25 protein-coding genes and 3 pseudogenes are annotated in these 26,822 nt (G+C 62.0%); 10 read left to right on the top strand and 18 right to left on the bottom strand.

All coding sequences use genetic code 11. The features are described from left to right. Positions 1 to 27: 27 nt before the first annotated feature. The 8 genes from P0D96_RS38375 to P0D96_RS38340 all read right to left on the bottom strand — a co-directional run bounded on the left by P0D96_RS38375 (position 28) and on the right by P0D96_RS38340 (position 7,820). Positions 28 to 876 (bottom strand): ABC transporter permease, encoded by an 849-nt coding sequence (locus P0D96_RS38375; RefSeq protein ID WP_408319002.1) that lies wholly within the window; start codon positions 874 to 876, stop codon positions 28 to 30. Then, entirely contained in the window at positions 869 to 1,723 is an 855-nt protein-coding gene (locus tag P0D96_RS38370; RefSeq protein WP_408319000.1) for an ABC transporter permease, read from the bottom strand. The genes P0D96_RS38375 and P0D96_RS38370 overlap by 8 nt, the downstream gene beginning before the upstream one ends. A gap of 3 nt (positions 1,724 to 1,726) precedes the next feature. After that, a complete protein-coding gene (locus P0D96_RS38365; protein WP_408318998.1) occupies positions 1,727 to 2,785 on the bottom strand; it encodes an ABC transporter substrate-binding protein in 1,059 nt (352 codons plus the stop codon). A gap of 86 nt (positions 2,786 to 2,871) precedes the next feature. After that, positions 2,872 to 4,068, bottom strand: a complete 1,197-nt coding sequence (locus tag P0D96_RS38360; RefSeq protein WP_408318996.1) for an ABC transporter ATP-binding protein — start codon at positions 4,066 to 4,068, stop codon at positions 2,872 to 2,874. Continuing rightward, on the bottom strand, positions 4,065 to 5,423 hold the full coding sequence (locus P0D96_RS38355) for an amidohydrolase family protein (RefSeq protein ID WP_408318994.1): 1,359 nt from the start codon (positions 5,421 to 5,423) through the stop codon (positions 4,065 to 4,067). The genes P0D96_RS38360 and P0D96_RS38355 overlap by 4 nt, the downstream gene beginning before the upstream one ends. A gap of 22 nt (positions 5,424 to 5,445) precedes the next feature. Beyond that, the gene (locus tag P0D96_RS38350) at positions 5,446 to 6,279 is read right to left on the bottom strand and encodes an amino acid ABC transporter ATP-binding protein (protein WP_408318992.1); all 834 of its coding nucleotides are present in this window, start codon (positions 6,277 to 6,279) and stop codon (positions 5,446 to 5,448) included. A 22-nt stretch (positions 6,280 to 6,301) separates the two neighbouring features. Continuing rightward, a complete protein-coding gene (locus P0D96_RS38345) occupies positions 6,302 to 6,949 on the bottom strand; it encodes an amino acid ABC transporter permease (RefSeq protein WP_408182492.1) in 648 nt (215 codons plus the stop codon). 13 nt (positions 6,950 to 6,962) lie between these two features. Next, the gene (locus P0D96_RS38340) at positions 6,963 to 7,820 is read right to left on the bottom strand and encodes a transporter substrate-binding domain-containing protein (RefSeq protein WP_408318989.1); all 858 of its coding nucleotides are present in this window, start codon (positions 7,818 to 7,820) and stop codon (positions 6,963 to 6,965) included. Between the two features lie 428 nt (positions 7,821 to 8,248). Between P0D96_RS38340 and P0D96_RS38335 the strand changes: the two genes are divergently transcribed. The 3 genes from P0D96_RS38335 (at position 8,249) to P0D96_RS38325 (ending at position 10,875) form a co-directional block, all read left to right on the top strand. Next, entirely contained in the window at positions 8,249 to 9,055 is an 807-nt protein-coding gene (locus P0D96_RS38335; protein ID WP_408318987.1) for a GntR family transcriptional regulator, read from the top strand. A 507-nt stretch (positions 9,056 to 9,562) separates the two neighbouring features. After that, complete coding sequence (locus P0D96_RS38330; protein WP_408318985.1) at positions 9,563 to 10,252, top strand: hypothetical protein; 690 nt, start codon at positions 9,563 to 9,565, stop codon at positions 10,250 to 10,252. Continuing rightward, positions 10,249 to 10,875: a hypothetical protein gene (locus P0D96_RS38325; RefSeq protein WP_408318983.1), complete on the top strand. Its 627-nt coding sequence runs from the start codon at positions 10,249 to 10,251 to the stop codon at positions 10,873 to 10,875. Before P0D96_RS38330 ends, P0D96_RS38325 begins: the two co-directional genes overlap by 4 nt. 340 nt (positions 10,876 to 11,215) lie before the next feature. On the opposite strand, the gene hydA is transcribed toward P0D96_RS38325, so the two are convergent. The 8 genes from hydA to P0D96_RS38285 are packed head-to-tail and all read right to left on the bottom strand — an operon-like array spanning position 11,216 to position 19,249. Next, a complete protein-coding gene (gene hydA, locus P0D96_RS38320; protein WP_408318981.1) occupies positions 11,216 to 12,655 on the bottom strand; it encodes a dihydropyrimidinase in 1,440 nt (479 codons plus the stop codon). A gap of 1 nt (position 12,656) precedes the next feature. Continuing rightward, on the bottom strand, positions 12,657 to 13,382 hold the full coding sequence (locus P0D96_RS38315) for a maleate cis-trans isomerase family protein (RefSeq protein WP_408318980.1): 726 nt from the start codon (positions 13,380 to 13,382) through the stop codon (positions 12,657 to 12,659). Then, a complete protein-coding gene (locus P0D96_RS38310; protein ID WP_408318978.1) occupies positions 13,379 to 14,761 on the bottom strand; it encodes an amidohydrolase family protein in 1,383 nt (460 codons plus the stop codon). The genes P0D96_RS38315 and P0D96_RS38310 overlap by 4 nt, the downstream gene beginning before the upstream one ends. Then, positions 14,758 to 15,588 (bottom strand): SDR family NAD(P)-dependent oxidoreductase, encoded by an 831-nt coding sequence (locus tag P0D96_RS38305; protein WP_408318976.1) that lies wholly within the window; start codon positions 15,586 to 15,588, stop codon positions 14,758 to 14,760. The genes P0D96_RS38310 and P0D96_RS38305 overlap by 4 nt, the downstream gene beginning before the upstream one ends. Before the next feature lie 31 nt (positions 15,589 to 15,619). Then, positions 15,620 to 16,597 (bottom strand): NAD-dependent epimerase/dehydratase family protein, encoded by a 978-nt coding sequence (locus P0D96_RS38300; protein WP_408318974.1) that lies wholly within the window; start codon positions 16,595 to 16,597, stop codon positions 15,620 to 15,622. A 1-nt stretch (position 16,598) separates the two neighbouring features. After that, positions 16,599 to 17,369, bottom strand: coding sequence for an ABC transporter ATP-binding protein (locus P0D96_RS38295; RefSeq protein ID WP_408318972.1), 771 nt, complete (start codon positions 17,367 to 17,369; stop codon positions 16,599 to 16,601). Positions 17,370 to 17,373: 4 nt separating this feature from the next. Then, on the bottom strand, positions 17,374 to 18,195 hold the full coding sequence (locus P0D96_RS38290; RefSeq protein ID WP_408318970.1) for an ABC transporter permease: 822 nt from the start codon (positions 18,193 to 18,195) through the stop codon (positions 17,374 to 17,376). Between the two features lie 13 nt (positions 18,196 to 18,208). Then, a complete protein-coding gene (locus P0D96_RS38285; RefSeq protein ID WP_408318968.1) occupies positions 18,209 to 19,249 on the bottom strand; it encodes an ABC transporter substrate-binding protein in 1,041 nt (346 codons plus the stop codon). A gap of 128 nt (positions 19,250 to 19,377) precedes the next feature. Between P0D96_RS38285 and P0D96_RS38280 the strand changes: the two genes are divergently transcribed. Both P0D96_RS38280 and P0D96_RS38275 read left to right on the top strand, forming a co-directional pair. Then, positions 19,378 to 20,340, top strand: coding sequence for a GntR family transcriptional regulator (locus tag P0D96_RS38280; protein ID WP_408318966.1), 963 nt, complete (start codon positions 19,378 to 19,380; stop codon positions 20,338 to 20,340). A 61-nt stretch (positions 20,341 to 20,401) separates the two neighbouring features. Next, entirely contained in the window at positions 20,402 to 21,145 is a 744-nt protein-coding gene (locus tag P0D96_RS38275; RefSeq protein WP_408318965.1) for an aspartate/glutamate racemase family protein, read from the top strand. Positions 21,146 to 21,339: 194 nt separating this feature from the next. Here the strand turns inward: P0D96_RS38275 and P0D96_RS38270 are convergent. Then, a pseudogene (locus tag P0D96_RS38270) lies at positions 21,340 to 21,429 on the bottom strand (chromosome partitioning protein ParB); the annotation flags it as partial. Between the two features lie 197 nt (positions 21,430 to 21,626). On the opposite strand from P0D96_RS38270, the pseudogene P0D96_RS38265 reads away from it, so the two are divergent. Beyond that, a pseudogene (locus P0D96_RS38265) lies at positions 21,627 to 22,316 on the top strand (IS3 family transposase); the annotation flags it as partial. 18 nt (positions 22,317 to 22,334) lie between these two features. Here the strand turns inward: P0D96_RS38265 and P0D96_RS38260 are convergent. Continuing rightward, the gene (locus P0D96_RS38260; protein WP_408180527.1) at positions 22,335 to 22,634 is read right to left on the bottom strand and encodes a helix-turn-helix domain-containing protein; all 300 of its coding nucleotides are present in this window, start codon (positions 22,632 to 22,634) and stop codon (positions 22,335 to 22,337) included. A gap of 57 nt (positions 22,635 to 22,691) precedes the next feature. Between P0D96_RS38260 and P0D96_RS48765 the strand changes: the two are divergent. The 4 genes and pseudogenes from P0D96_RS48765 to P0D96_RS38245 all read left to right on the top strand — a co-directional run. Beyond that, positions 22,692 to 23,153 (top strand): annotated as a pseudogene (locus P0D96_RS48765) (IS5/IS1182 family transposase); the annotation flags it as partial. Positions 23,154 to 23,396: 243 nt separating this feature from the next. Continuing rightward, positions 23,397 to 24,056, top strand: a complete 660-nt coding sequence (locus P0D96_RS38255; RefSeq protein WP_408318962.1) for a winged helix-turn-helix domain-containing protein — start codon at positions 23,397 to 23,399, stop codon at positions 24,054 to 24,056. Positions 24,057 to 24,171: 115 nt separating this feature from the next. Next, a complete protein-coding gene (locus P0D96_RS38250; protein ID WP_408318960.1) occupies positions 24,172 to 25,194 on the top strand; it encodes a YncE family protein in 1,023 nt (340 codons plus the stop codon). 631 nt (positions 25,195 to 25,825) lie between these two features. Beyond that, on the top strand, positions 25,826 to 26,809 hold the full coding sequence (locus P0D96_RS38245; RefSeq protein ID WP_408180530.1) for a LysR family transcriptional regulator: 984 nt from the start codon (positions 25,826 to 25,828) through the stop codon (positions 26,807 to 26,809). Positions 26,810 to 26,822: the final 13 nt, after the last annotated feature.

The following is a 26,822-nucleotide window of genomic DNA, read 5'->3' as shown; positions in this document are numbered from 1 at the left end:
ATCGAAGGACGGTGTGGACTGTGGCGGCTAGCGAAACTGCCGCGACAAGCCGGCAAGCCGTTCCATCAGCAGCATGGAAATCAAGGTGGCGATAATCAGCACGCCCGAGGCCGCGGCCGCCCGCACGTCGAGGCTGTCCTCGATGATATGCCACAGGTGGATGGGCAACACTTCGGAACGCGCATCGGACAGGAACAGCGACAGCGCAACGTTATCGAACGAATTCATAAACGCAATGAACGCCCCCGACGCAATGCCCGGCACCAGCGCCGGCAATACCACGCGGCGGAAGGTGAACCAGCCGCCCGCGCCGAGGCATGTTGAACTGTCCAGCAGCGCAGGATCGAGCTGTGCATAACTGGCCGAGGTTGTGTACAGCACGTACGGTGCGCACAGCACGATATGTCCGGCGAGCAGACTGTAGAACGAGAGCCCCGCGCTTTCGAGGTTGAACAGGATCAGGATACCCAATCCCAGCGCGAGCGACGGAATGGTCAGCGGCGCCATGAAAAACGAATCGAGCAGTCGCGCGGCGAAGCTGCGGCGGCGCGCGAGCGTCACCGCGGCGGCGACCGCCAGCACGGTCGCGCAGGCGGTCGCGGCGGCAGCGAGCTTCAGACTCAACAGCAGGTCGTCGATGATCTCCGGCGAATCGAAGATCAGCGCCTGATACCAGCGCAATGACAGCCCCGGCGGCGGAAACTTCAGCGAGTAGCCCGACGTGAGCGACGTCACCAGCACGATCAACGTGGGCCCGATCAGCATCAGTAGACCGATACCGCCCATCAGGCCCATCACCGCATTGAAAGACAGGCGACCCGGTTGGGTGCGACGCGCCGGCATGATGGCCGGTGTGGCAAGCGTGGATCTAGCCATGGACAAACCCTCTGGTCTTGCGGCCGAAATAATTGAGCAGGGTCACCACGAGCAGCACGCTCACCAGCAGAATCACGGCAAGCGTCGCGGCAAACGGATAGTTCTGAGTCTGGATGGCCTGTTCGTAGATGTAGAACGGCATGTACATCAACTGGCCGCCGCCCACTAGGGTTTGAACCACGAACGCGCTGACCGCGCCGGTAAACACCAGCAAGGTTCCGCTGAGCAAACCCGGCATCGCAAGCGGCACGGTGATCTTCCACCACGTGCGCCAGCTGCTGGCGCCCAGCGCATGCGACGCCTCGGGCAAGCGCGTATCGAGTGAAGCGAGCGTGGTGGCGAGCGGCAACACCATCAATGGCAATTCGATCTGCGCAAGCGAGAGAATCACCGCCAGCGGCGTGTACAGGAGCTTGACCGGCTGGCCCGTGTGTCCGAGCGCTATCAGAAGCGCGTTGACCAGCCCTTCATTGCCGAGAATCACGACCCACGCAAACGTGCGCACCACCGAACTGGTCAGAAGCGGCAGCAGGATCAGCACGATCAGCACACGCCGCCAGCGCGGCGGGCTCACCACGTACAGATGCGCAACCGGATAGCCGAGCACGATCGTCACCAGTGTGGTCGCCACGCCTAGCCAGAGCGTTTGCCAGAGGATGCCGCGGTTATAGCTGTCGCCAAAGAACACCAGGTATTGGCGAATGCCGACATGCGTCATGTTCGTGTCGTTGTGCAGGCTGATCAGCGTGACCAGCAAGAGCGGCACGCCCACAAACGCGATGAAGAACAGGCCCAGCGGCAGTACGAGCAGCCAGTCGTGGGGAATCCGGTGGTTCGCGTTCGTCATGCGTCAGACCTTGACCAGACGGTTGAAGCGGTCAATGTATTCCGCCCGGCGCGGATTGATACGTGCCCAGTCGACCTGCACGAACGACGTCAAGTCATTGGCGTTACGAGCGACAGCGGCGAGCGCCGCACCGAACGGCACCTTCGTGTTGGTCGGTGCCACGTAGTAGGGCGCGCTCGTCATCTGCTGCTGCACTTCGACGCTCAACGCGGTGTTGATATACGCGGCGGCGAGATCCGCCGCCCGGGTGTTCTTCACGATATTCATCGTGCTGCGCACCATGCCCCAGTTGCTCTCGGGGCGCGCGAGCGCCACCGGTACGCCTTTTGCCTTGAGCGATTCCACGTTGTTGATGTAATGGCAGGCAATATCCACCTGACCTTGCTGGAACAGTGTGCCGAGTGCGCCCGGATTGGCGGCAACCGCGGCGACGTTCGGCATCAGACGCTTGATGTAGTCGAACGCCGGTTCCATGTGATCTTCGTCGCCGCCCAGCATTTTGGCGAGCGCCACCATCCATACCGTGCCCAGGGTGGAGTCGAGACTCACCAGGCCGACGCGGCCCTTGAATTCCGGTTTGAGCAGATCGTTCCAGGATTTCGGCGTGGTCTTCACGCGCTCAGTGTTGTAAGCAATGCCATAGACCTGCGCGGAGACGTAAGCGCCCAGACCCTTCGGATCCACGAAGTGCGCAGGCAGATTCGCGAGGTTCGGCACGCGGGCTGCCGGAATGGGTTCGAACACGCCTTGCGCGATGCCCTGCAGGTAAGGCCCTTCGTCCATCATGACTACGTCGAACGGCGGGTTGTTACGCGCGGCCACCAGCTTGGTCAGCGTGTCGACTGCCTGCGAGGCGGTGAGCACCGCGCTCATGTTGGTGGCCTTGCGGAACGCAGGCAAGAGGATCTTGCGTTGTGACTCTTCCCAGGCGCCCGGAAACGTCGTAGCGGCGACGGATTCAGCTGCGGCCATGGCAAGCGGGCTGCCGAGCGACAGGCCGAAGGCCCCGGCCGCCCCCATCAGGTGCAGGAGCTTGCGACGTTGGTGATCGATCAGCGACATAGGACCTCTGGATGGATAGTTAAACAGAATGAACTGGCGATAACGAAGCGGGCGGCAGGTTGGGCCAGAGCGATCTGGACCGCGTGCTAGACACCTGCGGTACTGTGTTGCGCCGCCTTGAACGTGCGTACTCGCGCACCCGGCTTGAAATCGAGCGCGACGCGCAAGCCCGGGCGCAAGTCGGCACCTTCGGCGCGCGGCACGGAAATCTTCACGGTCTGTCCGGCATCGGTCTGCAGATCGACCACCAGCGTGGGACCGATCGGCATCGCCAGTTGCACGGTAGCCAGCAGCTGACGCGCGCCGGCGCCGGGCCGCGGCAACTGCCACGCCCACTGCTCGGGGCGAACCGCGAGCAGCGCCGCGCCGGCGTCGCGCCACGGGCCGGGCTGGGCAACGGCCACCTCGGCGCCGCCGTCGAAGTTTGCCAGGCACTGGTTGCCGTGTACGCGCAAGGTGACCGGCAGCAGATTCGCCGTGCCGACGAAGGTGGCGACGAAGGGGGTTGCGGGCTGATCGTAGATCGCGACCGCCGAGTCGTATTGTTCGAGCCGCCCGTGATTGAGCACCGCGACCCGGTCGGCCATGCTCATCGCCTCTTCCTGGTCGTGCGTTACCATCACGGTCGTGATGCTCAGTTCGCGCTGCAGACGGCGGATTTCGATCTGCATATCGAGCCGCAGGTTTTTGTCGAGCGCAGCGAAAGGCTCGTCGAGCAGCAGGATGCGCGGCTCGACGGCGAGCGTGCGGGCCAGTGCCACGCGTTGTTGCTGACCGCCCGACAACTCGCGCGGATAGCGCTTCGCGAATGCTTCCATGCGCACCATTTCGAGCATCTGCAGCGCCTTGCGAGCGGCATTACGACGCGCGACGCCGTTGGCTTCCAGACCGTAGGCGACGTTGGCGGCGACCGTCATGTGTGGAAACAGCGCGTAGTTCTGGAAGACGATGCCCACGCCGCGTTGGCGAGGCGCCAGGCCGTCCACGCATTGCCCGCCAATATGCACTTCGCCCTCGGACTGCACCTGCAGACCGGCGAGAATGCGTAGTAGGGTACTTTTGCCGCAGCCCGATGGGCCCAGCAACGCAACCAGCTCCCCTGCGGCAATATCGAGCGAGACTTCTTCAATCACCGGCACGGCGCCGAAACGATGCCGGATGTCGCGCATCCGCACGGCGGCACCGGTTTGCGTGGCGCGTGCTTGCGACACTGCCGGGGCGACGTTCCCGGCGCCCGCTGTGTCGTGCGTCGACTGCGAATCGATACTATGCGGGGTGCTCATGCGCGAGCCCTTTTCCATAGTTGCGTGGCGGCGTGCTTTCCAGCGGCGATGACCGCGTCGACGTCGCAGCGGGTGGGGGCGCCGCCGTCCACCACAATCTCTCCGTCCACGATGACCATTTCGACATCGCGCCCAAGGCCGGTGTGCACGAGCGTGCCCAATGGATTGGGATGCGGCGTCAGATGCGCGCGCCGGAAATCGAACACGGCGAGGTCTGCGAGCCAGCCCGTCTTGAGGCAACCGAGTTCGTCGCCGAGGCCCATGGCCTGCGCGCCGTTGCGCGTCGCCATGGCGAGCGCGTCAGCGGGCTGCCAGTCCGCAGCGACTTCGCCCAACTGGATGCGCGCAATCGCCAGCGCCCAGCGCATAACCTCGGTCATATCGGCGTGCATGTTGTCGGTGCCCAATGCAATGCGTGCGCCGGCGTTGCGCAAACGCGGCGTGGGCGCCATCGTGCCACCCGTCGCGTTGCCCTTGGGGATGTGCGCCACCGTGATGCCAGCCCGTCCGACACGGGCGATGTCATCATCGTCCAGATACAGACAGTGCGCCGCCACGAGCCTTTCGTTGAGTAGTCCGACCTCGTCAAGCAACTGCGCGGGGCTCTTGCCCGAACGCTGCTTCACCACGCTAACTTCGGTACGGCTTTGCGCGAGATGAGTCGTCACGCCCAGATCATGCGTGCGTGCTGCGTCGGCAATCAGACGCAGAAAATCGTCGGAGCAGGTGTCGGGCGCATGAACGGCGAGTTGGACGCCGGTGCGCCCGTTGTGCTTGCGATGCCAGCGGTCAGCGAGCGCCAGCGCGTCGTTGAGCGTGCGCTCGCCGGTCGCGGCGTGGTACTCCCAGCGCCCGTCCGCGACGCCGGAAAAATCGACGTCGTGCAGGCGGCCGCATGAGTACACACGCAGGCCGAGATCGGCCATGGCGTCCATCGTCAGGTCGGCATGGACGTAGGTGTCGTTGATCAGCGTGGAGCCGAACAGCATCGCTTCGAGTGCGCCGAGACGCGCCAGCGCGATGGCTTCGTCCGGGCGCACGTCATGGCCGTGCGGAATTCCGGGCGTGTAGGCCGGCGCGAAGCCCAGATCTTCGGCGACGCCGCGCACCATCGTCAGAATGGCGTGGGTATGCACGTTTACATAGCCCGGCACGATGACGCGTCCGTCAAGCCGGCGCGTCGTCTGCACGCGTGTGCCCACCGGCAGATCCTGTGCGCGGCCGACGAAGGTGAGACGGTTGCCGCGTATGCCGATGGCCGCGTCGTCCAGCAGTGGTTGAGCCGGGTCCATCGTCACGACGGTGGCGCCTAGCAGCAACAGGTCAAGGTCAAGCTCGATAGGGGGGGCAGTCATCAGTCAGGTGGTCCGGTTCAGTTCAGATGTGCAGGTGCTGCAGGAAACGCCGGGTGCGCTCTTCGCGCGGACGGCCGAACACGTCGCCGGGCGTGCCTTGTTCGACGATCGCGCCGGCATCCATGAAGACGACCCGATGCGCGACGTTGCGCGCGAAGCTCATTTCGTGTGTCACGACCATCATCGTCATCCGGGCTGCGGCGAGATCGCGCATCACGTCGAGCACTTCGTTGACGAGTTCCGGGTCGAGCGCCGAGGTCGGCTCGTCGAACAGGATCATCTGCGGCTCCATCGCGAGCGCGCGGGCAATCGCCACGCGTTGCTGCTGGCCGCCCGAGAGTTGCGAGGGCCGCTTGCTGATGTGCTGCGCGAGGTGGACTTTTTCCAACGCAATGCGTGCGCGAGCGCGGGCCGCATCGCGCGAGAGGCCCAATACACGCTGTGGGCCGGCCGCGACGTTATCCAGCGCGCTCAGATGCGCGAACAGGTTGAAGCGCTGAAACACGAAACCGAAGCGGCTGCGTTGCCGCGCCAGTTCGGCTTCGGGCAGCGCGCGCTCGTGCTCCGACAGCCCGATACGCTGGCCGCCGAGCCGAATCGTGCCACCGTCCGGTTTCTCCAGAAAGTTGATGCAGCGCAGTAGCGTGGTCTTGCCTGAACCCGACGGGCCGATCAGCACCACCGTCTCGCCGCGTGCGATGTCCAGCGAGACGGAGGGCAGGATGACCTTGTCGCCGAAACGCTTGTGCAACCCTTCAATCGACAGAAGCGTTGCAGCGCCGCTTTCATGGGTGCGCGCGGCGGCGTCCATGGAGGTCGCCGCGGGCAGGTCGGAGGCGGTGACGATGGAAGACATGCTGGGGCTCGAGTTCATGAAGTCAGTATTGCGGCAGCCGCCGTTCGAGGTAGCGCGACAGCCACGCCAACGCCGAGATCAATGCGTAGTAGTACAGGGCGATCAGCATGAAAATTTCGAACGGGGAAAAATACGTCGCGATGATTTCCTGTCCGGCGTGCGTCAGTTCATACACGGAGATTGCGGACAGCAGCGCCGAACCCTTGATCAGCGAGATCAGTTCGTTGGTGAGCGGCGGCAGGATGCGCCGCCACGCTTGTGGAAAGAGCACGTGCAGAACGATCTGGCCATGACGCATGCCGATGGATTGCGCGGCTTCAGTCTGGCCGCGATCGACGGACTGCATGCTGGCGCGCACGATCTCGCAGATGAAACCGCCTGCATTCAGGCTGAGCGCGATGACGCCGGCCCAATACTCATTGAAGTTGATGCCGATGACGGGCAGCGCGAAATAGACGAGAAAGATCTGCACCAGCAACGGTGTGCCGCGCACGAAATCGACGTACGCCAGCACGGCAATGCGAACCGCCTTGAAGCGGCTGAGCGCGCCGAAACCCAGCACGAAGCCGAGCACGATACCAATCGCGATGGCCGCGAGGCAAACCTTCAGCGTGGCGAGCAGGCCGACCGCGAGGATCGGCAACGCCATGACGATAATGCTCCAGTCCATGGACGCCGCGCTCTCAGGACAGCGCCGGAATTGCATCCGGCAAGTTCATGTCGAAACCAAACCACTTCTGCTGTAGCTTATGCAACGTGCCGTCTGCTTTGAACTTGTGCAGTTGCTGGTCGATAAAGCCGATCAGCGCGGTGTCATCCGTACGTGCTGCGATGCCCGCCCAGTTATCCGCGCCGATGCCCTTGACGATGGCGTATTTGCCTGGCGCATTCTTCAGGACGAGCGCAAGCGTCGGCAATGTGTTGAGCACGCCGTCCACTTTGCCTTCTGCCAGCGCGATATAGGCGGCCGGATGGTCGTCGAAAGTTTTCACTTCCTTGAAACCCTCGCCGCCCGCTGCTTTCAACTGGGCATCGAGCTTCGGTTCGAGCGTCTGACCCGGTGAGCCGAGCTTGAGTCCGAGCACCTTGCCGTTCATGCCGTTGAGGCTGGTGACGCTCTTCTGATCCATCGCACGAATCAGCAGCGCCTGCGAGGCTTCGACATAAGGTACGGAGAAGTCCACGTGCTTTTCGCGCTCGGCCGTATAGCTCAGGCTGCTCATGACCAGATCGAACTTCTTCGTATAGAGCGACGGAATCACGCCAGACCAGACCGTGTCGATGAACTGCGCCTTGACGCCGAGATTACGGCAAAACGCGTTGGCGAGATCCACGTCGTAGCCGATCATCGTGCCGGTCGCGTCGCGATAGGTCAGCGGCGGATAGGTCGCTTCGCAGCCGATGCGCAGCGTGCCTGCCTTCCTGATGTCGTCAAGCGTGAGCCCGGCGGCCATCGCAAAACGGGGCAGGCCAATCGACACCAGGGCTACACCCGCGCCGGCACGTTGGAGGAATTGGCGACGCGAAAATCGTTCGGACATCAGGCTCTCTCCAGAGAAAGTCACAGAACATGCAAGGTAAGACAGCGTATAAAGCGGCGCGGAACGTGCCGGAAAAAGATGCTTGCTGGATTCTCCTGACGCAAACTTTATGCCAACATAAATCGACACTTTTGTACGCAATAAAAATGAAATTGTATGCAATGTTGGATGCGCTTTCGATAGCGCAAACGGCGGCTTCCTGAGCACCTTCTCTGTAATGAACGTCAATGATTCATGCGGAAATTACGATAAGCACACTCGCATGAAGATGGTGCGCTGGCGCACCATGATCGATTCATTGGCACCAAACGAGGGTCGCTACACGGCAAAAAAACGTGCCTCCCAAAAAACGTCTTCGGCTTGCCAGGCTCGATGAGCGTGGATGAAATTTGTATTCATAAAAAAGTTATCGTTTCCTCCGCTAAAGCATGGCTTGGATACGTGATCTTTATAGAATTTTTGTGTACAAAAATGCTCGTGATTGCTCTATCATCAATCCATTCCGCGTTGCGAGAAACCCTTTGAGCCGAGCCTCCTCCATGCCTGCCAGTAAAACTGCCGCACCCAAGGCGCCGTTTACGAACGAGGAAATCTACGGCCGCATCCAGAAGGCGGTGCTGGAGCATCGCCTTGCACCCGGTACAAAATTGATTGAGGAGCGGCTCGCGGAAGTCTCGGGTGTAAGCCGGACCAAGATTCGCGAAGTGCTCAACAAGCTTGCCCATGAGGGGCTGGTCGAACTGGTGCCGAATCGCGGAGCCTTCATCGCCAGCCCGAGCGTCCGACAGGCGCGAGATGTATTTGTCACGCGGCGCATGATCGAGCCGGAAATGGCCAGACTGCTGAGCCGCACCGCGACGTCGGCGCACGTGCGTGCGTTACGCAAGCATGTGCGGCAGGAAAGCGAAGCGCGCAAGCAGAATGACCGGCCCGCCATCATCCGGCTGTCAGGTGAGTTTCATGTGCTGATCGCGGAGATCATCGGCAACGAAATCCTCTTGCGTATGATGCGAGAACTCGCGCCGTTGACGTGCCTCGTCATCACGCTGTACGACAAGCCCAACGCCCCTGCGTGCCCGCATCACGAGCACGGCGATCTAATCGATGCAATCGAAGCGCATGACGAAGCAAAGGCTGCGGCGTGCATGCTGGAACACCTGCAGCATATCGAAGCGACACTGAACTTCGAGGAGGTGAAAGACGCGTCGCCAGATATTGAAGCGATCTTTTCCTGAGTTGGCCCAGCTTCACTCCGTCACGCCCGCCGGTTGCGTCGCGGTAAGGAGGAGCCGACGAGTTAGGACGAAGTCCGTAGGAGTGCTTACATCAAAAGGTCATAGAACTGCTCTGCGCGTGGGCGTTGCGGACCATGGCCAGTCTCCATCTGTCCTTATATGAACGCCTCCCGTTTGCGACGGTTTTTCGTGTGTTACGACTGCGACAGGATGGGCTGCAGCTTTATATCCGGGCTTATTGCGGCCTGATACGCTGCGGCCCACTAGGAAATCCGCTGACCCGCGCCATGGCTTCACGTGCTATCTGGTCTCCTACCGACACCAATGCCGGATAGCGGCGATAACGAAACAGACTCTATCAAGCATCGATCACTAGATCGCAGCAGCGACCGCCGGAGTGTGCGCAAAAGTTGGGGAGGCTTCCAAGGAGCGCCGGTTGTGGTTCCTGTCGCGGCGCCGGTTTCGTCTGGGGTAGGCTGATCGGTCTCGTAACGCTGGGAGCAAGCCATGCGGTTGATCATCGAAGCAAGGTTGGTCGATGGTGAGACTGACACGTTCGAGGAGTGCGATGGAGTTCTGGCCGTCGTTGTGCGCCCCGACCGTAGTCTTGCTGAACTGGGTCTGACTCTCGCGGAAGGGCGGTCGCTGCTGGCAAAGGTGCAGACCGAACTGATTTCGAAACAAGTACAGCGATGGCTCTCAGGCCAGACCCATTGTCAGAACTGTGGTGCGGCCTTGAGCCACAAGGACAGTCGCTCGACGGTGCTGTGCACCGTCTACGGCAAAGTGCCCGTGAAGAGTCCGCAGCTATGGTCGTGTGCGTGTCAAGGGGCTGCGCAAACGCCGCAGCGTGTGGTGCATCCCTTGTCCAGAACGCTAACCAGACGAGTCACTCCGGAGCTGGAATACCTCCAGGCGAAGTGGGCGGTTCATTTGCCCTACCGCCAGGCGGCCGTCATGCTCAAGGAAGTGCTGCCGCTGGACAAGGGCACCTCGTCAAGCGGCATCCGGGATCGGATTCTCGACCTTGGAAAACAGCTCGACGCTGAAATAGAGCGTGACATCGCGCGTCTGCCCCAGTCTGTTGCAGACGAACAGATTCCCGAATGCAGCCATGTCGCCATGTCGCCGCCGTGGGCGTCGACTCGGCGTGGCCGCGCAATTGCGACGCCGGGAGAGACCGTGGTCGCCACGTGAACATCGTCGCCGGACGGGCGACGTTCACCGACGGTCCTCCAAAACTGTATGCGTATGTGCACAGGGAAGTGACTTCGGCTGCAGCGCGACTCGATCAGTTCCTCTGGCGGAACGGTGTGGCGATCAATGAGCGCGTGACCGTGATCAGCGACGACGCAGGTGAATTTGCGAAGACCGTCGAGGGCAGTCAGCTGGCTCGCGGCCGGATCCTCGACTGGTTTCACATCGCGATGAAGTTCCAGGCGGCGCAGCGGTCCGTGTTCGGCAGCAAGATGATCGACTCGATGGAACGGGAATTGGTGGAGACCGAAATCACCCACGCGAAACAAGGCTTTGGAGCGGATCAAGGCACTGGACAGTCGACTGCTGGCCAAGGAGGGATACGAATTCAAAACCCTGTGGTGGAATCTGAATACTGCCTCCAGTCACCTGGGGAACAACGCGCGCACGTTGGTCAACTGGTCAACTACAGCGCACGGCATCGCAAGGGCCTGCCGATCAGCAGCAGCATCGCCGAGTCCGCGGTGAACCAGGTTGTTAGCTACCGTATGGCCAAGAAGCGACAGATGCGCTGGACTGATGAGGGGCGCACTGCATGGCGCAGGTCAGGGTTGCGGTTTTGAACGGGGAGTTCTCGCCGCGTCGCATCACGGCGTTCAAGATTGCCGGCACGTGTTATGGCAAAGGCATTGGGCCAGCGTCGGCGGGCAGGCAGGCAGCCGCCGACCGACAGAACAGACCGTACAACCATGCCGTAAGCCATGGATTCCTCACGAAATCTGCCTCCCCAACTTCTGCACGCTCTCGTGTAAATGACTATGACCTCCCGGTCGAAGTGGCGGCCATTAAACAACCAGTCGATGTCTTTTCAGATGACTCTTTGCGGGTCCACGCTCGTCAAAATCCGAGCGTAATGCCGGCGCATCCGATTTGCACCGAAACCCTCACACGCTCTCAACGAGACTACAGCGGCAGTTCGGTCTTGCGGCGGCGCGGCTTGGCCGGATCGGGCCGTGCGCACGGCACGAATTCGCCGCGTCCGGCATCGCCGCACGGCTTTTCGCCGTCCCACACCACGTCGCCGCGCGACATCGTCAACGCGGGCCACGCGCTCAGATGCATGCCTTCGTACGGCGTGTAATCGACGTTGTGATGCAGCTTCGCGTTTTCCACATGGAACGTGCGGCTCTCGTCCCAGATGACGAGGTCGGCGTCCGCGCCAATCGCGATGCTGCCCTTGCGCGGATAAAGACCGTAGAGCTTCGCCGCGTTTGTCGAGGTCAGCGCAACGAAGCTTTGTGGTGTGATGCGGCCGGTGCGCACGCCTTCGGACCACAGCAAAGCCATGCGCGTCTCCACGCCGGGAATGCCGTTGGCGATCTGGTCGAACGAGACAGCTTCGCCATGCGCTTTCTTGCCGTCCGGACCGTCGTAGCGGAACGGCGCGTGATCGGACGAGAACACTTCGAACGCGCCGTTTTCAAGTCCGTCCCAGATCACCTGCTGGTTGGCCTTGTCGCGCGGCGGCGGGCTGCAGATGCACTTCGCGCCTTCGAAGCTGTCGTCACAGCCGAGCGAATCTGCGGTCAGAAAGAGATACTGCGGGCAGGTTTCGCCGTACACCTTGAGACCGTGGCTTTGCGCCCAGCGGATCTGCTCGACCGCTTCGCGGCCCGACACGTGCACGATCAGGATCGGCACGTCCACCAGTTCGGCGAACGCGATCGCCCGATGCGTCGCCTCGCGCTCCACCAGCATGGGCCGTGACGTCGCGTGATAGCGGGGCGCGGTATGACCGGCGGCGAGCAGCCGCTCGGTCAGCCACGCGATGCAGTCTGCGTTCTCCGCATGGATCATCACCATCGCGCCCTCGCTGCGCGCGACCGAGAGCGTGTCGAGCATTTCGCGATCACTCAGCTTGAGCGCGTCGTAGGTCATGTAGACCTTGAACGACGTGTAGCCTTCGGCGATCAACGCCGGCAACTCGTCGCGCAGAATCTCCGGCGTCGGGTCGGTGACGATCAGGTGGAACGCGTAGTCGATCACGGGCTTCCTGTGCGCGCGGCGATGGTAGTCGTCGATTGCTTCGCGCAGCGTGTGGCCTTTCTGCTGGCACGCGAACGGAATCACGGTCGTGGTGCCGCCGCAGGCTGCGGACGTGGTGCCGGAGAGGAAGTCGTCGGCCATGATCGAGCCGTCGCCGGTGGGCTGATCGAAGTGAACGTGGCCGTCGACGCCGCCGGGCGTCACGTGCCGTCCAGCCGCGTCGATTTCGCGCGCGCCGGCTTCGAGATGCAGGCCGAGCGCGACGATGCGGCCATCGAGAATGCCGATGTCGCTGGTGAAGATGTCCGCGGCCGTGACCACGCGGGCGTTGCGAATGACGGTATCGAAGGGTTGCATGTCAAATTTCCTGAACGAGCCGGCCCCAGCCGGCGATGCGGCGTGTATCGACACCGCAGCGGCGCAGCATGTCCCATACGACGGTGGTGACGGTGTCGAACACCGGCACGCCGTGTTGCGCTTCCCAGTGCGCAACACGATGCGCGGCATAAAGATTGGTGCAGAAGGTCGTAACCGCTTGCGCGCCGGCGGCCACCACGTCGGCCACTTGACGGTCGAGCGTCGCTTCGTCGACCAGCGCAAAGGCGAAGTTTTCCTGAAGATCCAGATGGCTTTCGCGGCTCGCATCGATGCCGAGCGCGGCGTAGTTTGCGACAATCTTCTGCTGCACGTCCGCGAGATACGGCGAGACGAGGCCGAGCCGGCGAATGCCGAACGCCTCCAGCGCGCGATTGAGCGCGAGTACGGACGTGCTGGCGGGAATTCCCGTCGTCTCCGTGATCGCGGCGCACAATGCTTCGTCCTGATCGAAGCCGAGCCAGCCGGCGGACGTGCCGCTCCAGCCAATCATGTCGACATGCGCATCGGCGAGCAGGCGCGCGGCGTCGAGAATGCGTTCGCGCTGGAACTGACCGAGCGCGTCGGGACTGAGCGCGATCTGCGTGACGGAAAAACGCGCGAAATGTACGCTGACTTCAGGCAGCCCGGCTATCAGCGCCTGCGTCAGCGGTTCGAGAGAAGTATTGGATGAGGGCGTCAGAATGCCCAGACGGATGCGTCGGCTCATGAACGGATAGTGGAAAGGGAGGGATAAGGGCGAAGCGGATTCGGGCAGCGCCGCCAGACGGCATCGACGGCGCGTTGAGCGTCGGCGCGAATCTGGTGTTCGTCGACACATAGCGCGCGGCCTTGCTCGATCACGAGCCGGCCGTCGACGATCACACATTCCACGTCCGAGCCGGTGGCGTTGTGCACGAGATTGCCGAGCGGATCGATGCGCGGCGTGAGATGCAGTTGGCGAAAATCGATGATTGCCAGATCGGCGAGCCGGCCGACCTCGAGTGTACCGAGGCGCGCGTCCCAGCCGAGCGCGGCGGCGCCATGGCGCGTGGCCATCGCGAAGACGTCGGACGGTTGCCAGTCGTTGCCCACCGCGCCGGCTTGCAGACGGCCCATCGCGAGCGCCCAGCGCATCACTTCGATCATGTCGCCGTGCATGGTGTCGGTGGCGAGGCACAGCGGCGCGCCGGCGTCGAGCAGGCGGCGCGTCGGTGCGATACGCCCGGATATCGCGTTGCCGAGCGGAATGTGCACCACGTGCGCGCCGCTTCGGCCCAGACGCGCGATGTCGGCGTCGTCGACGTGAATGCAGTGACCTGCGAGCAGCCGGCCGTCGAGCAGCCCGATTTCGTCGAGCAATTCTACCGGCGAGCGCCCATGCTGCTGACGAACCCAGTCGACTTCATCCGTGCTTTGCGCGAGGTGCGTGCTGATCGGCAGATCGTGACGGCGGGCTAGCGTGGCGATGTCTTCGAGCAGCGCGACTGAACAGGTGTCCGGCGCATGCGCGGTGAGGTGCGCCTGGATGCGGCCGTTCGCCTGACCGGCCCAACGCGCGACGAACGCGGCGGCACGTTCCAGCTGGCGCTCGCCGCGGGCGCGGTCAAAGCGCCGTTCGCCAGCCAGCACCGACGCGAAATCCACGTCCGCGAGCCGCTGGCTGGCGAACACCCGCACGCCTGTCTGCGCGATACCTTCGACGGTCGCCTCGGCATGCACGAAACTGTCCGCAAGCGTCGTGCAGCCGGCGCGCAACGCTTCGAGCGCGCCGAGCCGCGACAGCGCGAGGGCTTCTTCGGCGTCAAGCCACGACGCTTGGGGCAACCCCGGCGTATAGGACGGCGCGAAGCCGCAATCCGGCGCCACGCCACGCACAAAGTTCAGGCCCGCGTGATAGTGCGCGTTGGCGAATCCCGGCGTCACAACGCGTCCCGGCAGCGACAGCGTGCGCGTCGCCGCGGGCCGCGCGTCGCCGATATAGGCGATGTGCGCGCCGCGAATGCCGAGTTGCGCCGCGCGGGCCGAGCCGTCGGCGAAAATCAGCGTCGCATCCGCGATCAGCAGATCGAGCGGGCCGTTCGAGACTGGCGCGTCGTGCATGCTCATGCCGCCATCCAGCCGCCGTCCACCATCAGCGTGGTGCCGGTCGTGAAAGTCGAGAGGTCGCTGCACAGAAACAGCACCGCGCGCGCAATGTCGTCCGGGTGTCCGAGACGCGGCCAGGGCGTGCGCCGGTTGGCGCGTTCGAGCACGGCGGGGTCGACCGCACGGCCGCCGGCGCCGGTCTGGATCTTGCCCGGCGCGACCGCGTTGCAGACGACGCCGTGCGGCGCGTATTCGGTGGCGATCTGGCGCGCCATATAGTCGATCGCGGCCTTGGTCGTGCCGTAGCCGAGGTCGCCTGGCGCAGCGATCATGCCGTGCTGGGACGACAGATTGACGATCCGCCCGCGCACGTCGCCTTCAGGCGCTTGCTGAATCATCTGCCGGACGGCGGCGCGGCAGCAGCGGAATACCCCTGTCAGATTGACGTCGAGAAGACGTTGCCAGTGTGCATCTTCGAATTCCAGCAGCGACCGTGCATGACGAACACAGGCATTGTTGACCAGCACGTCGAGCCGCCCGAAGCGCTCGACCGCGTGCGCCACCAGCGCATCGACCTGTGCCGTGTCGGCGACGTCGGTCGCGGCGAAATGTGCGTGGCCGCCATCGCGCGCAAAATGTGCGTGGCCGCCATCGCGCGCAATCAGTGCTGCGGTCGGCATGCCGCCTTCGATCACGTCCGTCGTGACGTCGGCGATCACGACCGTCGCGCCGTTGGCGGCGAGCTGGCGCGCAATCGCCCGGCCGATGCCCGACGCGGCGCCAGTGACGATGCATACCTTGTCGGCCATGTTCAGGCTTGCGGCCGAATAGGGTGAGGGTAGGGTCATGACGTTACTCGTACGATCGCGGGGCAGGCGTTCACGCGCCCAGCGCGGTTATCCAGTGATGGAAGTCGGCTTCCGCTTCGGCCAGATCGAACAGTGGCGCAAAGCCGGTATCGGCGACCAGCCGCGTGTTGTCCATCGACGCGCGGTCGTAATCGGCGAAGTAATCAATATTCGGCGCCTCGTCATGCTGCGCAATGCGCCACGTGAACGCGGGATAACGCCGCGCGAGCCGTTCGCACAGGTCGGCGACGCTCCACTCGAAACCCGCGGCGAGGTTGTAGACGGAGCGAGACAGGTGCGGCGCTTCGAGCAAGGCAAGCAGTGCCGAGACCGCATCGCGCACGTAGAGCCAGTCGCGGCGGCCGGCGCGTGGCAGCACGGCGGTTTCGCCCCGGCGCGCTTTCGAGAGCACCTGCAGCGGCGCACTCAAGGTGTCGCGCACGCCCGAGTCGGCTTCCCATGGGCCGAAGCACGTGCCGAGCCGTCCGATCACGAGCGGCACGCCGTGCAACGCGGAAAGACGTAATGCAGCTTCTTCGGCGGCGCGTTTGGAGATGCCGTAGAGGCCTTCAGGCAGTAGCGGCGTGATGTCTTCGACGAGCTGGTGCGGCGCGCGACCGCTCAGTCCGTACGCCGAGCCGGAACTGCCATGCAGAATGCGTTCGACACCCGCATCGGCGGCCGCGGCAATGGCGGCGAGCACACCGCCGACGTTAACCTCGAAGATGGTCTGCGGCATTTGCCGTTCGCGCTGCGCATCCGCGGTGATCGCGGCCAGCGTGACGAGCCGCGACGGCCGATGCGTGCGCATTGCCTCTCGCAACGCGTTGCCATCGCGCACGTCGCCGGTCAGCGCAACGAAACGGCCCGGCAGCGCGGCAAATGCCTGCAACGCTTGCGCGCGCGGCGCGCTACGGTCGAAGCCGATGACCGTCTCGCCGGCGGCGAGCAGGCGCTCGACAAGCGCGAGACCGACGAAACCGCTGCTGCCCGTGATGAACGTGGTCATCTCAGGCAAGCTCCGTCACCGCTTCCGGGCGCAGCAGCGAGAGGATATGGCGCTTGTAGTCGTTGAATTCGGTGCTGGTCGGATCGCGCGGCCGGTCGAGTTCGATCGGCAACAGTTCGCGAATGCGGCCCGGACGCGCCGACATCACCGCGACATGCGTGCCGAGCGCAAGCGATTCGTCGATACCGTGCGTGACGAACACGATCGTGCTGCGACTCTCGCGCCAGATGCGGATCAGCTCGGCATGCATGTCCATCTTGGTCTGCTCGTCGAGCGCGCCGAACGGCTCGTCCATCAGAATCACTTCCGGGTTCATCAGCAGCGCGCGCGCAATGCCCACGCGCTGGTTCATACCGCCGGAGAGCTCGCTCGGGAAATGATTTTCGAAACCCTTGAGACCGACCATCTCGATGAAGCGCTGCGCCCGCTCGCGGCGTTCCGGTTTGGCGACGTTGCGCATCTTCAGATGAAACGCGACGTTCTCCCACACCGGCAGCCACGGCATCAGGTTGGCCTGCTGGAACACCACGCCGCGGTCCGCGCCCGGCGCGCTGACGATCGAGCCACCGACGCTCACCGTGCCCGACGAAGGATTGTCGAAGCCAGCGATCATGTTCAGCAGCGTGGACTTGCCGCAGCCGCTCGGGCCAAGCAGACAAAGAAAGTCGTTGCGCTCGACCTTGAGGCTCACGTTCTCGAGCGCGGTGACCACCTGTTTGCGCTTGGTGTCTTCGAACGTGCGCGAGACGCTATCGATTGTGATGAGGGCCATGCTGTCAACCTTCCCTTGCTTGCAGAGTGGAACCGCGTTGCCAGCGCAGAATGCGCCCGGCGATGCGCTTGATCATGTAGTCGCTCAGGAAGCCGAGCAGACCGATGCTCACCATCGACGCGATCACGATGTCGTAGCGCAGGAAGTAATATGAATCCCACAGTACGTAGCCCACGCCGCTCTTCACCGCGACCATCTCGGCTGTCACCGTCAGCATCCATGCGGAACCAATCGCAATGCGCAGCCCCGAGAAGATGCTCGGCAATGCAGCAGGAAATACGATGTGACGCAGCAACATCGACGACGTGCCGCCCGTCATCGCGCCGGCGCGCAGCAGGTTGCGGTCGCAGGTCTTCACGCCGTGAATCGTGCTAAGCAGCACCGGGAAGAACGACCCCATGAAGACGAGAAAGATCGCCGGCTTGTTGGCGATGCCGAACCAGATGATCGCGAGCGGAATCCACGAGACGGGCGGTACGGGGCGCAACGTCTGCAGTGTCGGCTCGACCAGCGATTCGATCGAGCGCGACCAGCCGATCGCCATGCCAACGGCGACGCCCAGCACCGTGGCGATCCCAAAGCCCGCGAACACGCGCGCGGAACTGGCCGCGATATCGAAGAGCCAGTGGCCGGAGTAGGTCTGTGTGTTGCCGTCGGTGCTGAAAATCCAGTCGGCCCAGGCGAGCACGACCTGCGACGGCGCCGGCAGCAGCGCGGCCGGCAGGATGCCCGAGCGGGAGAACGCCTCCCAGCCGGCCAGCAGCAGCACCGGCACGATGCCGCGCTCGATCCGCTTGTAGAAACGCGAGGAAAACAGGGTTGACATGGCGCGGTCCGGATCAGTAACCGAGTTCGGTCTTGGGTTTGCCGGTTACCTTCTCGAGGAAGCTGTAGTCGAGGTTCTTCTGCACGGCATCGCTGACATCCGAATTCACGTACTTCAGGTCGTGCATCATTTTTGCGATCGATACAGCGGAGGCGCGATACATCTTGTAGTCCGGATAGAGATTGTCGACCGCGCCGGCGGCGATGTTCTTGTCGAGGCCCGTCACTTTCTGGATCGTATCGACGAACAGCGGCTTGTTGGCGGCCATCATGTCGTCCACCTTGACGATCGAGCGCACGGTTTCCAGCACGCCTTGCGGATTGCTCTCGATGACATCCGGGCGCGTGACGATCAGGTTGGTCAGCTTGCCCGCCGCCTGGTCATACGGAAACGCGAAGAACTTGGCCGCCTTGACCTCGCGGATCTGGGTGGCGAACGGCTCGACCGAAGTGATCAGCTCGACTTCGCCACGGCGCAACGCCTGGACGTGGTCCGACGGGTTCGGAATGTTGACGAACTGCACATCCTTGTTGATGTCGATGCCGTGCGTGAGGAACGCGCCGCGCATGTGAATGTCCTGCGCGTTGCCGCGCGAGGCCGCCACGCGGAACGGCTTGCCGTCCTTCTTGTATTGCATGATGAGTTTCTTCAGGCCGTCCCAGTCGCCCGGCTGCACCGGCAAGTTGTTGGCGATCAGCACCTGCGAACCGCCATTGATCTGGCCGGAGATGGCGACCATCTTGAAGCCCTTGTCGAGCGCCGTGACATAGTGCAGATAGGTGACCTGCGCGACGTCGATGCTCTTCGAGAGCAACGCGGTCAGCACGTCGTTGGCCGTGTTGAACGAGGTCGTCGTGAGTTTGACGCCGGTGGCGTACTGCGGTGTCAGCGACAATGGCGTGCAGTGCGCGCACTTGGCGTAGCCCAGATTGATCGGATCGGCATCCTTGGCGTGGCCGAACGTCGGCGTGAGCGCGGCGGCGACCACGAGGGGCGCGAGCAGCACGCGGGCGGCGCGCTTCAGGGCGGCGAGAGACGGGCGGATAAATCGCATCAGAGAAGCTCCCTTGTTGTCACAAAATGAACTACGTTTGTGACAAACAAAGCAACAGACGTGCCAATAGACTGTCAGGACGTCTCCCGCGGCTTTGAGCGGTATTCTTGTGCATGGCTCGAGTCCGTATGTGTCCGCGCTATGAGTACTGCGAGGCAATTGGCGCAATCCGTACCGTCCGTCGGCCGGCGGGGCCGGTGTTTTGCTACGCCCCACACCCGGCACCGTTCGGGTGCCTTTTGGGATATGCAAGCGGTGCCGATGTGCGCCGATGGTGCAAGTTCGCGCAATTCCATTTATTTTTGTCACAATATAGAATTGTGCTGTCACAAAATCACTTTGGTCAGTTGAGGAAACCTGGCGTGCTAATTCACAAAGAATCCCTCCGCCCGCGTAAGGCGCGGCCGGCCGCCCGGATCCTGGACGCGGAAGACAACTCCGATACGATCTATGAGCGCATCCTGACCGCCGTGATGGAGCACCGGCTGATTCCGGGCACCAAACTCGTCGAGGAAAAGCTCGCCGCCGTGTTCAAGGTGAACCGCACGCGAATCCGCAAGGTGCTGGCGCGGCTCACGCACGAAGGCATCGTCACCACCATCCCGAATCGCGGGGCGTTCATCGCTAGTCCGTCGGTGCAGGACGCGCGTCATATCTTCCAGGCCCGGCGCATTCTGGAGCCGGCGCTAGTCCGCAGCCTGGTCGAACGTGGCAGCGCTGAAGATTTCCGGCGACTCCATGCGCACGTCGCCAAGGAGCGCGCCGCGCGCGAGAAGGGTGACAAGCACGCGGTGATTCGCCTCTCCGGTGAATTTCATCTACTGATCGCCGAGATGGTGGCAAGCCCGCCGCTCACCAAACTGATGCGCGAACTCGCTTCGCTGACCTGCCTCATCATCTTGCTGTTCGATTCACCGAACGTGCCGGCCTGCCCGAACCATGAACACACGGAAATCGTCGGACTGATGGAAAAGGGCGAACTGGAGGCGGCGATCGCGGCAGCGGTCGGACATCTCGATCACATCGAGGCGACGCTTGATCTGTCGTTGCCTGAAGACACCGAGGTCGATCTGAATGCCATCTTCGGATGAGCGCGCATCGCCTTCGCTTTTAAACATAGCAATTGCGCGATTGCGCCTGACCGGAACCGTGATGAAACTACTGATCGTCAACCCGAACATCTCGTCGAGCGTCACCGATCTAATTGAAGCCGAAGCGCGCCGTGTCGCTTTAGCCGATACACAGATCGAGATGGCGACGGCGGCGAGCGGCGTCGCCTACATTGAAACCCGTTTCGAGGCGCTGCTGGGCGCGCACGCGGTGGCGAACATCGCGGGCGAACGCAAGGGCGAATACGACGCGCTGCTGGTCGCGGCGTTCGGCGACCCCGGCCTGCTTGAGTTGCGCGAAGTGCTGGACGTGCCGGTTGTCGGCATGACCGAAGCGGCGCTGATGACCGCCGCCCAACTCGGTCAGCGGATCGGCATCATTGCGATTTCGCGGCGCATCACGGCCTGGTATCGCGAATGCGTGGACCGTTACGGCATGCTCGGCCGGCTGGCGGGCATCCGTCATCTCGACCAGCCGCTTCGCGATCCCGGTACCATTCAGGAAGATCATGGCGCGCACCTGATCGAACTGAGCCATCGTGCGGTGGAGGAAGATGGCGCTGACGTGCTGATTCTAGCCGGCGCGCCGCTAGCGGGATTGGCGCGCAGCGTGGCGGACCGGCTGCCGGTGCCGGTGGTCGATGGTGTATCGAGCGGAGTGTGCCAGGCGCAGGCGTTGACCCGGCTCGCCACGGCTCGCGCGCAGACCGGCAGTTTCGCGAAGCTGCCGGCAAAGCCCAATGCCGAGCTCTCGGGTGGCCTGGCCGCATTGCTATTACGTGAATGAGAGACGCTGGGGCGCGAATTCCAGTTGAATTCATGCGATAGCCTCTGCCGCAATGCTCGCGCTGGAAGGAGAGCGCGCCAAAGCCGGGGCTGGAGTCTAGCTTGTGGATACGGCCGAAGGCAGAAGCTGCAGCGGTTCGATTTGCGATTATTCCGAAGCCACTTCCGTACTCCGGTTGCGAATCAGTCTGCGTGGATGCTTTTGATGTTGCCTACGATTTCATCGAAGACGCGACCGTTGCGCTCGCGCGGATTGATGACCTCGATCTGGTAGACGGCAATCATTCCTGAACCAAGGCAAGGACAACGACCACCATGAAGAATGGAAGAGCGAGTACTGGGCGCAATCTAATTTGACATAATGTTCACCGCGGGAAAGGCGTTCAAGGATGCAGTGAACGGAGCCTGAGACCGCGTGCAAGCCGTCTTGCCAACGGTCTCCTGGTCGAATCGCCGCGGCCAGTCGGGCGGTTGTCACGTCGGAGTTCCCGTTTGCCGGTGCGCGAATGTTGGTTCGCCTGCTCAAGCGTGAAGCTATCAGGGTCGGACGCAAACACGTCGGCACTCTGATGAAGCGCATGGGCATTGAGGCGCTGTACTGCAAGCCGAACACAAGCCGCCGTCATGCGAAGCACAAGATCTGGCCTTATCTGTTGCGGGGCATGACGATCAATCGGGCAAACCAGGTCTGGGCACTGGATACGAGCTATATCCCGATGGCGCGCGGCTTCGTATATCTGACCGCCGTGGTGGACTGGGTCAGTCGAAAGGTACTGGCCCACCGCGTGGCGATTACGATGGAGGCGATGCACGCTGTCGAGGCGTTGGAAGAAGCGTTCGCGAAATACGGGCAACCTGAGATCGTCAACACCGACCAGGGCAGCCAGTTCACCGCGACAGCGTTCACCGACGCCGTGCTCGGCAGGGGCATCCGCCTGTCCATGGATGGCAAAGGCGCCTGGCGCGACAACGTATTCGTCCAACGCGTGTGGCGCAGCGTGAAATATGAAGAGGTGTATCTGAAAGCCTATGAATCAGTCAGCCATGCACGCTGCTCCATCGGCGATTACCTGAACCTTTACAACCAGAAACGGCCCCATTCACGTCTGTCCGATCAGACGCCGGATGAGGCATACTTCGCGACGCTGCCGGCGATCAAATCGGCAGCTTGATGACCCCGGCGCTTCCACTTATAAACTCGATCTGACTGTCCGAACCAACGGCGCCACCTCTTTGTAAATGGCAGCCAGCTCTCGACGGGAAAGGTTCTCGACCACGCCCCGGTGCAACACCTCAAGCTTGAACTCAAGGGTGTAAGCACAACGCTGCCGGATAAGCCCGGCGTTACCATGGTGACGATATGCCGCGACCCATCGCCTCACCATGCTTTCCGCAACACCGAATTTCCTGGCAAGGAGCTTATAGCCCCCTTTGCCAGCGAGGTACTCGCGAACCACTTTCCCCTTAAACCTTACATCGAATTTCCTCACGGAACCTCCAAGGTCGTGTCCAACTCTTGGGGGTCAGTTCAATCCCGGGGGCGGTTCACAACCTCTGGCAGTGACCGGGCACAGCTCAGTCCGATAGCTAAAGCTGCGCACGATGCTATGGGTAGGACCAGACTGCGGGGCGTCGCCGATCGTGGCTACTACAGTGGGCCTCAGATCAAGGAGTGTGCGGATGCGGGGATTGCGGTCATGCTGCCGAAGCCCGCAACATCAGGCGCAAGATACCAGGGCCGATTCGATAAGGCAGTCTTCATCTGTATTGCACGGGACGACGAATACCAATGTCCAGCTGGAGAACGGACAATTTACCGATACACCAGCGAGGAACACGGGATGCAGCTACATCGATACTGGAGCATCGCCTGTTAGCAACGCCAAATAAGGTAACAGTGCACTCCCAGCGGCCAACGACGGATAAGTCGATGGGAGCATGAGTCGGTACTGGAGGCAGTTCAACGTCGGCTGGACAAGACGCCTGATGCGATGACCGTGCGCAGGCGGTTCTCTTCGATCACGCGCTACATCCGCTGCATTCTCTTGGTTAGTTAGCAACGCTACGCTTCAGCCGACAAACATGACAAAAATGTAATCTGGCGGTCAGCGCGTGAATAAAGTGTGGTGGTGCACAATCGCTACGCGACATTTGAATTGTCGATCCACTCGCGGACTCGGAGGACCCATTTCGCTCGCCTTTAGCCAACCTTCGCTGCGCTCGCCCGATTCACTCGTTTTATCCAGCTGACCATGCGTATTCTTCTTGCCGAATCGGTCGAGCGGGATGCGAGGCGACTGTCGTCGATTCTGCGCGCCCAAGGCTATGCCGTCGACCGCGTCAAGTACGATCGCGAGGCGCAACTCGCACTCACCACCGCGCGATATGCGCTGATCGTCATGAACATGATGTTGCCTCGCGGGTCGAGTCTCGATCTTCTTGTCTGGCTGCGTCGCATCAATCGTGTGGTGCCGGTCTTCACCTTCAAGGAAAGTGACAGCTCCGTCGATTGTGTACGCGCCCTCGAGGCCGGCGCCGACGATCATCTGAACAAGCCCTTCGACTCGCGCGAACTGGTCGCTCGATGTCGCGCGTTGGTACGTCGTTCTCAGGGGCGCAGTACGGATCAGATCCGGCACCGCGAACTGCTTATCGACACGGCGTCCCGAGCCGTGACATGCGCAGGTGTACCGGTCACGATATCGGGACGCGAGTGGGCAATCCTGCTTCAGCTTATTGCCTATCGCGGCATACCTCAGTCGTCGTCGACGCTCGAAGATTGCATCTATGGATGGAAAGAGGAAGTAGAGAGCAATGCGATTCAGGTTCACATCTCGAACCTTCGCAGGAAGCTCGGCGCGGATACGATCGAAACGGTGCGGAGGGTCGGATATGTCATCAGAGACGAGTAGGGGAGAAGTGACGTCCAATCTGTAGTCGAATGTGATCCCGCAGCTTCACGAGACACACAACCGCGGTCACCAAACAATGTTTCAACTCTCCGGATTCTTTTTTGCGAGCAAGCTCATGAAGATTCGCTTCCGCCTGCTGGTCGCCGCCGGCCTTTGCATGGCATCGACTGCATTCGCAGCACAACCCGCCACAGCTCCACTCGCGCTCGTTTCCGTCACTCCGTTGCCGAAAGTGACCGGCGGCGACTTCGATCATTTCGCAGTCGATCTGTCCCGCTCGCGTCTTTACGTGTCGGCCGAGACATATGGGTCCATCGAAGCGTTCAGCCTGCCCGATGGTGCGCACATCGCGAGTATCAGGACGGTTGCGAAAGCGCCGCACAAGATTCTGCTGGCAAATGGAGGCAAGGAACTGCTGATAGCCGACGCGGGCGGTGCGGCCCTCCAGGTAGTCGACACGACGCGCTTCAAGGTCAGGAAAACCATCGCGCTCGCCCCCCAACCCGACTCCGGTACTGCGGACCGTAAAAACGGCATCTTCTATATCGGCAACGGCGGTGCGCAGTCACATCAGGATCATTCCTACATCAGTCTGATTTCGCTTACCAAGTATTCCGTGATGGGCCGGATCGACGTGCCCGCCGGTCAACTGAAAGCCATGGTCATCGATCCGGCGACGCACCGCCTGTTCGTAAACATGCGCGACAAAAACGAAGTCGGCGTGATCGATTTGCGTACGCACAAACTGACGGCCACCTGGCATGTTCCGGGCCCGAGCCGAAATTCGGCCATGGCCTTCGACCCGAAGAGCGGGCGCCTGTTTATCGGTTCGCGCGACCCCGGCAAGCTGTTCGTGATAAATGCGAGCGACGGCTCGATCATTCAGTCGCTCGACATCGTCAACACGTCGGATGACATGACTGTCGACTCGGCCCATCATCACCTGTACATCACCGGTTCGACCGGTCTGGATGTCGTCGACCCTGTTGGGCCGGAGCAATACGCGGTCAAACAGCATCTGGACACGCTCGGCGGGAAGACCTCGGCCTACATTCCATCGCTCCAACGGCTCTATGTCGTTCATACGAAGGGCCCCGACGCGGCGATGGCGGGACTGCAGGTGTTCAGTGTGCGCTGAAGCGCGAAGCCGCTCTGTCAGAGCTGGGCCCGGCATCGAACCCGGTGAACGCGCGGCGGTATTGAGGCCATTCTATCGCAGTGTCGGGAACGCAGCGCAGGCAACGGTGAGACGCGGCCTCGGCCTGTGTCTCGTCGCCGCGATCGCGCGCTTTCATGGCGTCGAGATCGCGATAGGCGATAATGGGCCGGGTAGCAATTGCTCGTCTAAATTAAGCGTAGGTAACGGTCGCATGCTCTAATCATCGTGAAAGCTACGAACCGGTTCGACACCCATGTGAGAACTTCGATACCGACTTCACCTCGCAAAAAGCCAAAAAAAGTATCTGACGACGAAGCCCAAAAAAATAGGTGAGCCGGATTCCATTCTGACTTAAAAATTAAGACTACCTTAAATAAATCTAATCCCGGAAAATAACAATCCTGTAATCTGCCAGACGGCTTTGGGTAACGACGTGGCGGCTATGCTGAGAACTAACCTCCAGCGGTCAGGCGCGCACGTAGCGATGCGGTTCCTGCCCTCGCGTGGAGCTCGACGTTCAGCATATGGAGTGCCCACCTATGGTTTCTCACCCCTCCACACCGCCGTATTGCGCCCAAAGCCCGTCATCCGGTGTGCGCCGGAGAACACGATGAACCAGTTGGCGTCGATACGCATCTTCGCCAAAGTCGCGGAGTACCTGAATTTTGCTGAAGCCGCCAAGCAATTGGGCATTTCCAATTCGGTGGTCACGCGCAGTGTCGCGACGCTCGAGGAACACCTGGGCGTTCGGCTGGTCAACCGGACTACTCGGCGTGTATCGTTGACGGGGACGGGCCAATTGTATTGGAAGCGCTGCATCGAGTTACTCAGGCAGCTCGATGACATGGACGAATGTATTGCCTCCGCAATGGGACAGCCGGCTGGTTCGTTGCGGATCGCGGCGTCGTCGCTGTACGCCACCACGGATCTGCCGGATGTGCTGGCCGCTTATCGCGCCCAGGAACCCCGCATGAGTTTCGACCTGACCGTGTTCGACAATATGAGCGACGTAGCGGCCAGCGAGTTCGACGTCTGTTTCAGTACGGAACGTCGTCTGCGTGATTCATCGCTGGTGTGCCGGCCGCTCGCGCAAACACACGACGTGATCGTTGCCAGTCCGGACTATCTGGCGCGTTGCCCTGCGCCGTGCACGCCGGGCGAACTGGTCTCGCACGACGTGCTCGTCGCGTCGGATGCGCCCAGCCGTTACTGGGAGTTTCGCGACACCCACGGCACACAGCGCGTCATCGTGCAGCCGATCATGAACATACAAAGTCCTCAGGTCGTCAAGCGGGCGGTGCAGGCGGGACTCGGCATCGCGCGCTTATCACGTTCGTTCGTGCGGAACGAACTGGCCAACGGCAGTTTGCGTGCGCTGCTCGACGACGCGACGCTCTGCGGCGACGAACGTACCGTGTGGCTACTGTATTCCGGCCAACCATACATGGCGATTGCTTTGCGCAGCTTCGTCGATTTCGTTGTAGAGCGCTATCGTCAGAAACCGCGGGAAAACAAGGGACAAAAGGAAGCATGCGTCGGCCCCGAACAACACCGACCGAGCAATACTGAATTGCTGTCGAGCGGGATTTTGTAGGTCCTAAAGTGCC

Source organism: Paraburkholderia sp. RL17-347-BIC-D (genome assembly GCF_046027915.1).
GTDB lineage: Bacteria > Pseudomonadota > Gammaproteobacteria > Burkholderiales > Burkholderiaceae > Paraburkholderia.
The sequence above is the reverse complement of the archived record's forward strand: the minus strand, read 5'-3'. Positions and strand labels throughout refer to the sequence as shown.

What these genes read in the sequence shown, in the direction of transcription:
- P0D96_RS38375 (WP_408319002.1), bottom strand. Translation starts at nt 876, where the DNA reads ATGGCTAGATCCACGCTTGCCACACCGGCCATCATGCCGGCGCGTCGC.
- P0D96_RS38370 (WP_408319000.1), bottom strand. Translation starts at nt 1,723, where the DNA reads ATGACGAACGCGAACCACCGGATTCCCCACGACTGGCTGCTCGTACTG.
- P0D96_RS38365 (WP_408318998.1), bottom strand. Translation starts at nt 2,785, where the DNA reads ATGTCGCTGATCGATCACCAACGTCGCAAGCTCCTGCACCTGATGGGG.
- P0D96_RS38360 (WP_408318996.1), bottom strand. Translation starts at nt 4,068, where the DNA reads ATGAGCACCCCGCATAGTATCGATTCGCAGTCGACGCACGACACAGCG.
- P0D96_RS38355 (WP_408318994.1), bottom strand. Translation starts at nt 5,423, where the DNA reads ATGACTGCCCCCCCTATCGAGCTTGACCTTGACCTGTTGCTGCTAGGC.
- P0D96_RS38350 (WP_408318992.1), bottom strand. Translation starts at nt 6,279, where the DNA reads ATGTCTTCCATCGTCACCGCCTCCGACCTGCCCGCGGCGACCTCCATG.
- P0D96_RS38345 (WP_408182492.1), bottom strand. Translation starts at nt 6,949, where the DNA reads ATGGACTGGAGCATTATCGTCATGGCGTTGCCGATCCTCGCGGTCGGC.
- P0D96_RS38340 (WP_408318989.1), bottom strand. Translation starts at nt 7,820, where the DNA reads ATGTCCGAACGATTTTCGCGTCGCCAATTCCTCCAACGTGCCGGCGCG.
- P0D96_RS38335 (WP_408318987.1), top strand. Translation starts at nt 8,249, where the DNA reads ATGGCTTGGATACGTGATCTTTATAGAATTTTTGTGTACAAAAATGCT.
- P0D96_RS38330 (WP_408318985.1), top strand. Translation starts at nt 9,563, where the DNA reads ATGCGGTTGATCATCGAAGCAAGGTTGGTCGATGGTGAGACTGACACG.
- hydA (WP_408318981.1), bottom strand. Translation starts at nt 12,655, where the DNA reads ATGCAACCCTTCGATACCGTCATTCGCAACGCCCGCGTGGTCACGGCC.
- P0D96_RS38315 (WP_408318980.1), bottom strand. Translation starts at nt 13,382, where the DNA reads ATGAGCCGACGCATCCGTCTGGGCATTCTGACGCCCTCATCCAATACT.
- P0D96_RS38310 (WP_408318978.1), bottom strand. Translation starts at nt 14,761, where the DNA reads ATGAGCATGCACGACGCGCCAGTCTCGAACGGCCCGCTCGATCTGCTG.
- P0D96_RS38305 (WP_408318976.1), bottom strand. Translation starts at nt 15,588, where the DNA reads ATGACCCTACCCTCACCCTATTCGGCCGCAAGCCTGAACATGGCCGAC.
- P0D96_RS38300 (WP_408318974.1), bottom strand. Translation starts at nt 16,597, where the DNA reads ATGACCACGTTCATCACGGGCAGCAGCGGTTTCGTCGGTCTCGCGCTT.
- P0D96_RS38295 (WP_408318972.1), bottom strand. Translation starts at nt 17,369, where the DNA reads ATGGCCCTCATCACAATCGATAGCGTCTCGCGCACGTTCGAAGACACC.
- P0D96_RS38290 (WP_408318970.1), bottom strand. Translation starts at nt 18,195, where the DNA reads ATGTCAACCCTGTTTTCCTCGCGTTTCTACAAGCGGATCGAGCGCGGC.
- P0D96_RS38285 (WP_408318968.1), bottom strand. Translation starts at nt 19,249, where the DNA reads ATGCGATTTATCCGCCCGTCTCTCGCCGCCCTGAAGCGCGCCGCCCGC.
- P0D96_RS38280 (WP_408318966.1), top strand. Translation starts at nt 19,378, where the DNA reads ATGTGTCCGCGCTATGAGTACTGCGAGGCAATTGGCGCAATCCGTACC.
- P0D96_RS38275 (WP_408318965.1), top strand. Translation starts at nt 20,402, where the DNA reads ATGAAACTACTGATCGTCAACCCGAACATCTCGTCGAGCGTCACCGAT.
- P0D96_RS38255 (WP_408318962.1), top strand. Translation starts at nt 23,397, where the DNA reads ATGCGTATTCTTCTTGCCGAATCGGTCGAGCGGGATGCGAGGCGACTG.
- P0D96_RS38250 (WP_408318960.1), top strand. Translation starts at nt 24,172, where the DNA reads ATGAAGATTCGCTTCCGCCTGCTGGTCGCCGCCGGCCTTTGCATGGCA.
- P0D96_RS38245 (WP_408180530.1), top strand. Translation starts at nt 25,826, where the DNA reads ATGAACCAGTTGGCGTCGATACGCATCTTCGCCAAAGTCGCGGAGTAC.